The organism is Terrabacter sp. P5_B1, from assembly GCF_056400505.1.
Genome location: NZ_JBFULD010000248.1, coordinates 1 through 6,407, shown reverse-complemented (window position 1 = coordinate 6,407; position 6,407 = coordinate 1). Strand labels below are relative to the sequence as shown.

The 6,407-nt window shown below is 71.7% G+C and carries 6 protein-coding genes and 1 other RNA gene; 5 read left to right on the top strand and 2 right to left on the bottom strand.

Going from position 1 to position 6,407, the window contains the following annotated elements; translation table 11 throughout:
• Window positions 1-26 precede the first annotated feature (26 nt).
• A complete protein-coding gene (locus tag AC1DP0_RS16145) occupies window positions 27-812 on the bottom strand; it encodes a hypothetical protein (protein WP_478086060.1) in 786 nt (261 codons plus the stop codon).
• Between the two features lie 175 nt (window positions 813-987).
• On the opposite strand from AC1DP0_RS16145, the gene AC1DP0_RS16140 reads away from it, so the two are divergent.
• The 3 genes from AC1DP0_RS16140 to AC1DP0_RS16130 all read left to right on the top strand — a co-directional run bounded on the left by AC1DP0_RS16140 (window position 988) and on the right by AC1DP0_RS16130 (window position 3,883).
• Window positions 988-2,625: a peptide chain release factor 3 gene (locus AC1DP0_RS16140; RefSeq protein WP_478086058.1), complete on the top strand. Its 1,638-nt coding sequence runs from the start codon at window positions 988-990 to the stop codon at window positions 2,623-2,625.
• A 4-nt stretch (window positions 2,626-2,629) separates the two neighbouring features.
• Window positions 2,630-3,379 (top strand): polyamine aminopropyltransferase, encoded by a 750-nt coding sequence (locus tag AC1DP0_RS16135; RefSeq protein ID WP_478086056.1) that lies wholly within the window; start codon window positions 2,630-2,632, stop codon window positions 3,377-3,379.
• Between the two features lie 93 nt (window positions 3,380-3,472).
• Window positions 3,473-3,883 (top strand): STAS domain-containing protein, encoded by a 411-nt coding sequence (locus AC1DP0_RS16130; RefSeq protein WP_478086054.1) that lies wholly within the window; start codon window positions 3,473-3,475, stop codon window positions 3,881-3,883.
• Window positions 3,884-3,899: 16 nt separating this feature from the next.
• Here AC1DP0_RS16130 and AC1DP0_RS16125 read toward each other — a convergent pair whose 3' ends face one another.
• Window positions 3,900-4,298 (bottom strand): ATP-binding protein, encoded by a 399-nt coding sequence (locus AC1DP0_RS16125; protein ID WP_478086051.1) that lies wholly within the window; start codon window positions 4,296-4,298, stop codon window positions 3,900-3,902.
• A 66-nt stretch (window positions 4,299-4,364) separates the two neighbouring features.
• Between AC1DP0_RS16125 and AC1DP0_RS16120 the strand changes: the two genes are divergently transcribed.
• Window positions 4,365-6,164 carry a PP2C family protein-serine/threonine phosphatase gene (locus AC1DP0_RS16120; RefSeq protein ID WP_478086049.1) on the top strand — a complete coding sequence of 600 codons (1,800 nt, stop codon included), beginning with the start codon at window positions 4,365-4,367 and terminating at the stop codon, window positions 6,162-6,164.
• Between the two features lie 72 nt (window positions 6,165-6,236).
• Window positions 6,237-6,407: RNase P RNA component class A (rnpB, locus tag AC1DP0_RS16115), an RNA gene on the top strand; the annotation flags it as partial.

Sequence of the window (6,407 nt, the reverse complement as noted above, 5' to 3'; positions counted from 1 at the left end):
GTCCCAGCGCAGGACGGGGCGGGAGATCAGGGAGCGGTCGGGGTGGGGCCGACGGGAGTGACCCCGCCTGTGGGTGTGGTCGCCGGGCCGGTGCCGCTCGCTGTTGCGGGAGATGCGGGGCTCGACGGCCCCGCGGTCGCCGGGGTGGCGGCCTGCGGTGACGCAGGAGCGGTCGTGGCGCCGGCTCCCGTGGCCGGCCCCGTGACAGGAGTCGTTGACGACGGGCTCGGTGTCGACCCGGTCGAGGTCGTGGCGCGGCCGTCACGCTGCGCCCGTTCGGCGCGGGAAGCCGCGGGTGTGTCGACGACGGCCCCGGCGGAGGGGCGCCCACCGAGGTTGGTCCCGGTCACCTGGGCGCCGGTGGCGAGCTGCAGGCCGGTGAGGAACGCCGCCGCCACGGCGAAGACCGCAACGGTCGTCGCGAGGACCCGGCGTGTGGTCGTGCGGTCGGGGCGGCGCCACCAGCGCTCGCGCACGACCTCCACCCGGAGGCCGTCGGCCCCCCGACGCGAGCGCACGAGCACGACCGCGTCCTTGGCGCGGGCCATGGAGGTCGTGTAGAGGTTGGCGGCGATGGCCGAGACGACGCTCAGCACCGCCGCGCCGGTGATGGTGCCGACGACGCCCAGGCGCGAGCCCAGCGCCGCCGCGGTCGCGGCAGCCATCGACCCGCCGACCAGCTGGGTCAGGGAGAGGTCGAGCAGCTTGACCTTGGACGGGGTGTGCGGCTGGGCGCCAGCGGGGGCTGCTGCGATGCGGGCGGCGGTGATGCGGGTGTCGGTGCGGTCGGGGTCGGTCAGCTGTTGCGTCATGTTCCTGAGGGGTCTGTTGCGGTCGTCGTCTCCCATGCACGACGAACGGGACGCCGTGATCGTTGACGTGGGCGACTCGATGTGACTCGGCTCACGCTCGGACCCGGGCGTCCGCGCCGCCGATTCGGGGTTCGGGGCGAGCGATGACAGACTCGGGGGCGATCACTGGAGGACCATGGACGCCATCGCACTGCCCGACCGCGAGATCGCGGACCGCCGCGACCCCGGCGGCGCGAACCACGACGACCGAGCGGTCGCCGAGGAGGCGGCTCGCCGCCGCACCTTCGCCGTCATCTCGCACCCCGACGCCGGCAAGTCGACCCTGACCGAGGCGCTCGCCCTGCACGCGCGAGCCATCGGCGAGGCCGGCGCCGTCCACGGCAAGGGCAACCGCCGCGGCGTCGTCTCGGACTGGATGGAGATGGAGAAGGATCGAGGCATCTCGATCACCTCCGCCGTGCTCCAGTTCGCCTACGACGGCACCGTCGTCAACCTCCTCGACACCCCCGGCCACGCGGACTTCTCAGAGGACACCTACCGGGTGCTCGCCGCTGTCGATGCCGCCGTCATGCTCGTCGACGCGGCCAAGGGCATCGAGCCCCAGACGTTCAAGCTCTTCGAGGTGTGCCGCGCCCGCGGCGTGCCCGTGATCACCGTCGTCAACAAGTGGGACCGCCCCGGGCTCGACGCGCTCGCGATCATGGACGAGCTGACGACGCGCATCGACCTGCACCCCATGCCGCTGACCTGGCCGGTAGGCGTGGCGGGTGACTTCCACGGCGTGCTGGACTGCGCGACCGGCAAGTTCGTGCAGTTCACCCGGACGCCCGGCGGCGCCACCGAGGCGATCACGACCCGCATGAGCGGCGCCGAGGCCGAGCAGCTGCTCGGCTCCACGTGGACCGACGCGGTCGAGGAGTACGACCTGCTGCGCTCGTCGGGTCACGGCTACGACCACGAGCTCTTCCTCTCCGGCGCGGCGTCGCCGGTCCTCTTCGGCTCGGCCGTGCTCAACTTCGGCGTACGCCAGCTGCTCGACACGCTCGTGACGCTCGCTCCCGCGCCGGGCGCGCGACCCGACCGGTCCGGCACGCCCCGCGACGTGTCGGCGCCCTTCTCGGGTTTCGTCTTCAAGATCCAGGCCGGCATGGACCGCGCCCACCGTGACCGCCTCGCTTTCGTCCGGGTCTGCTCCGGCCGCTTCACCCGCGGCATGGTGGTGACGCACGCCGACACCGGGAGGCCCTTCGCCACGAAGTACGCGCAGAGCGTCTTCGGCCGCGACCGCTCGACGCTCGACGAGGCCTTTCCCGGCGACGTCATCGGCCTCGTCAACGCCAACGCCCTGCGCGTCGGTGACACGCTCTTCGCCGACGAGAAGGTCGCCTTCCCGCGCATCCCGCTCTTCGCCCCCGAGCACTTCGCCGTCGCCCGGGCGGCCGTCACCGGCAAGCAGAAGCAGTTCCGGCGGGGCATCGAGCAGCTCGGCGAAGAAGGCGTCGTGCAGGTGCTGACCTCGGACCGGCGCGGGGCGCAGGCGCCGGTCCTGGCGGCGGTCGGCCCGATGCAGTTCGACGTGGCCAAGCACCGGATGGAGCACGAGTTCGGATCGGCCATCAGGCTCGAGCCGCTGGGCTACTCCATCGCCCGAGCCGTGGCCGCGGACGCGATCCCGATCGTCAACAGCCGTTCCGGCGCCGAGGTGCTGACGCGCGAGGACGGGCTGGACGTCGCGGTCTTCGCCGACAAGTGGCGCCTCGCCTCGGTCGAGCGCGACGTGCCCGCGGGCTCGTTCACGCCGATCTTCGGCTGAGCCCGTGAGCCGGCGCTTCGAGGAGATCGACTGGCAGCAGACGCCGTGGGGTGAGATCAGCCTGCGGCGCCGGCTCGAGCCCTCCCTCCTCTTCGACGTCTACGAGGTCAAGCTCGGCGAGGAGTTCCTCATGTCGAGCCTCTTCACCGTGGCCGAGATCGAGCTGGCCCGCCTGGGGCTGGCAGCCGTCGAGGATGAGCACCTCGATGTCGTCGTCGGCGGGCTCGGCCTGGGTTACACCGCGCTGGCCGCCCTCGAGGACGAGCGGGTGCGCACCGTGACGGTGGTCGAGGCGCTCGCTCCGGTCATCTCCTGGCACCAGAGGCAGCTGCTGCCGGACACCGCGTCCTTGACCCTCGACCCCCGCACCACCCTGCTCGAGGGCGACTTCTTCGCATTGGCCCGCGAGGGTGCGGGCTTCGGCGGTGCGCCCGCCCTCGTGCACGCCGTGCTGCTCGACATCGACCACACCCCGCACCACGTGCTGCACCCAAGCCACGCCGACCTCTACACCCGTCGGGGGCTCGAGCGCCTCGCGGCCCGGTTGCACCCCGGCGGCGTCTTCGCGCTGTGGTCGGACGACCCGCCGGAGGCCGCTTTCACCGCGCTCCTCACGAGCGTCTTCGCGGCCGCCGCCGACCACGAGGTGACCTTCGCGAACCCGMTCACCGGGGGCCGGTCGTCCAACACCGTCTACGTCGCGACCACGGCCAACACCAACCCGGGCGTCGCACACGGCATACGGCAGACGTGATGTGTCGGGCCGGCGGCGCGGAAGTGCCTCCTGGGTGGCGCGGACGTCCTACGGTGAGATGAGGAAACCACTCGTCCGTCCAGGGGAGGTCACGTGAGCGTCTCGGTCTCGGTCGCCGGCCCGGTGACGACGGCACGACTCGTGGGCGAGATCGACACGTACTCCGTGGGGGACGTGCGCAAGGCGTTCGAGCGGCTCCCGGTCGTGGCGGAGGGCAGGGTCGTCGTGGACCTGCGCCAGGTCACGTTCATCGACTCGTCGGGTCTTGGGGCGATCATCGCCCTCTACCATCGCGCGGACGCGGGCGACGCCCGGCTGCAGCTGGTCTGTGGGGACGTGACGCTGCGGCTGGTCCGGCTGATGCACCTCGACTCGGTGATGGAGGTCGTCACGGCCGCCGGGGACGCGACGAACGGCAGCGCGACGAACGGCAGCGCCACGAACGGCAGCGCCACGAACGGCAGCGCGACGAGCGGGAGCGCACAGCCCTTGGATCCCGGCTGATCTCCCAGCCCGACAGTCAGGACGCCAGGCGCAGGTGCACCTGGACGCGCGTACGCATGGGGCGGGCCTCGATGGTGAGCCTGTCGCTGAGTTCCTCGGCGATCCAGAGCCCGCGACCGCTCGTTGCCGTGTCATCGGGTGTGCGCAGCTGCGGCACCGAGCCCGTGCCGTCGTCGTCCTCGACCGTGAAGACGAGCGAGTCTGACGTCTCGTCGATCCGCAGGACCCCGTGGCCACCACCATGGACGATGCTGTTCACCGCGACCTCATGGACGGCGAGCACGGCGTGATCGGCGCGGTCCGGGATGCGCTCCACGGCGATGCTGCGCACCACCTCGCGCACCCGGCGCAGGTCATCCGGGCCGAACTCGACACGCCCGAGCTCTCTGCCTGCGGCGACCGACGCTCCTGTCACACCTGCATGCTCCCACTTCTGCGCCATCCGTGGGCGATAGAGCCCGGTGGCTGTCAGGATGACCCCATGAACGTGCCGTGGCAGAGCCCAGGGGCGAGCCGTGCGGCCGTCTCTCCCCGGCTCGCCGCGCTGGCGCGGATCGCAGCCGAGGTGGCGGCGGCCACGACGCTGGAGCAGCTGACCGAGACGATCACCGAGCAGGCCGCGACGGTGATGGGCGCGTCCCGCGCCGTGCTCGCGGTCCGCGAGGGCTCGGACCGGCTGCGGACCATAGCTGCCCACGGCCTGACGCCGTCCCAAGCGCGGCGGTGGGCCACCCTCGAGCTTGCCGAGCGGTCGCCTCTCACCGACGCCGTCCTGACCAGCCAGGTCGYCACGGTCACCAGTCGTGCCGACATGGTCGAGCGCTACCCGGGGCTCAGCGACGGCACCGAGGGCTCGTCCGCGACGCTGCCGCTCATCTCGCGGACCGACGGGTCGACGGTCGGAGCCGTGGGCTTCCGCTTCGACGGACGGGTCGGGCACGTGGACCCCGAGGAGCTGTGGGTGCTGGGTGTCCTCAGTGACATGTGTGCCCAGACGATGCTGCGCCTGCAGGCCGAGGCGCAGAGCGCTGCGCGCGCCGCACGGCTCGAGTTCCTGGCTGACGCCTCCCAGGCGCTCGCGACCTCGCTCGACTACCGACAGACGCTGGGCAAGGTCGCGTCTCTCGCCGTGCCGACCCACGCAGACTGGTGCTCCGTGTCGATGGTCGACGACGGTGTCCTGCGCACGCTCGCAGTGGCCCACGTCGACCCGGACAAGGTGCAGCTCGCCAAGGAGCTCGAGACCCGATGGCCGCCCGACCCCGATCGCCCTGGAGGTGCGGAAATCGTCGCCCGGACCGGGGAGAGCCTGCTCGTCGAAGTGGTCACCGACGAGATGCTCGTCGCAGCCGCGCAGGACGAGGAGCACCTGCGGGTGGCCCGTGAGCTCGGGCTGCAGAGCGCCATGTCGGTGCCCCTCATCGCCAGTGACCGGGTGCTCGGAGTGCTCACCTTCGTCGCGGCCGAGTCGGGGCGACGCTACGGCGCCGAGGACGTTGCCTTCGCCGAGGATCTCGCCCGACGGGCGGCCCTCGCCATCGACAACGCCGACCTCTACTCGCAGACCCGGCGTGTGGCGTCGGTCCTCCAGTCCACCCTGTTGCCGCTGGACCTTCCCGAGCTGGCCGGATGGCAGCTCGGCACCGTGTACCGGCAGGCGGGACGCACCGACGTGGGCGGGGACTACTACGACGTCAGCGCGCTGGACGACGGCAGGGTCCTCGCCGTCCTCGGCGACGTCATGGGCCGGGGTGCGGATGCCGCCGTCTCCGGTTCGCTGATGCGCTCAGCCGCCCGAGTGCTCTCGACCCAGGACCCGGAGCCAGGAGCGCTGGCCCGTGCCATGGACCGCCTCATGGTGGTGGAACCTCCGACCCAGATGGCCTCGGCCGTCTACATCCTCTTCGACCCGTCCAAGGACGATCTCGCCCTCGTCGTCGCCGGGCACCCTCCGCCCCTGCTCTTCCGGGACGGGCGGTCGCGGTTCGTGACCGAGGACGGGTCGCCCATCCACGGCCTGGGTGAAGTGCCTCGACCCTCGGCACACTGCCCTTTCGGTCCCGGTGACGTGCTCCTCCTCTACACGGATGGGCTCGTGGAACGACGTGGCGAGAGCATCGACGTGGGGCTGGGACGACTGCAGGAGGCCGCGGACGCGCTGTTCACGGCCGTCGACGACCTGACCGACCTCGACGACGTGCTGCTCAAGCTCACCGAGTCAGTCTCCGACCCGGACCGTCAGGACGACGTCGCCGTGCTCGCCTTCCGTCGGACTGTGTGAGTCCGCGCCACTGCGGGTGTGCCGGGAGCGCGGACGCAGCACACGGCATACGCCCTTATGCTGGTGCGCGGATGAGTCGGCCAGACGGTCGCGTCAGGGCCTCGGCCCTGCCGAGGAACGTCCGGGCTCCACAGGGCAGGGTGGTGGCCAACAGCCACCCGGGGTGACCCGCGGGACAGTGCCACAGAGAACAGACCGCCGGCGGCTTCGGCAGCCGGTAAGGGTGAAACGGTGGTGTAAGAG

Coding starts and splice junctions, on each gene's coding strand:
- AC1DP0_RS16145 (WP_478086060.1), bottom strand. CDS start 812: ATGACGCAACAGCTGACCGACCCCGACCGCACCGACACCCGCATCACC.
- AC1DP0_RS16140 (WP_478086058.1), top strand. CDS start 988: ATGGACGCCATCGCACTGCCCGACCGCGAGATCGCGGACCGCCGCGAC.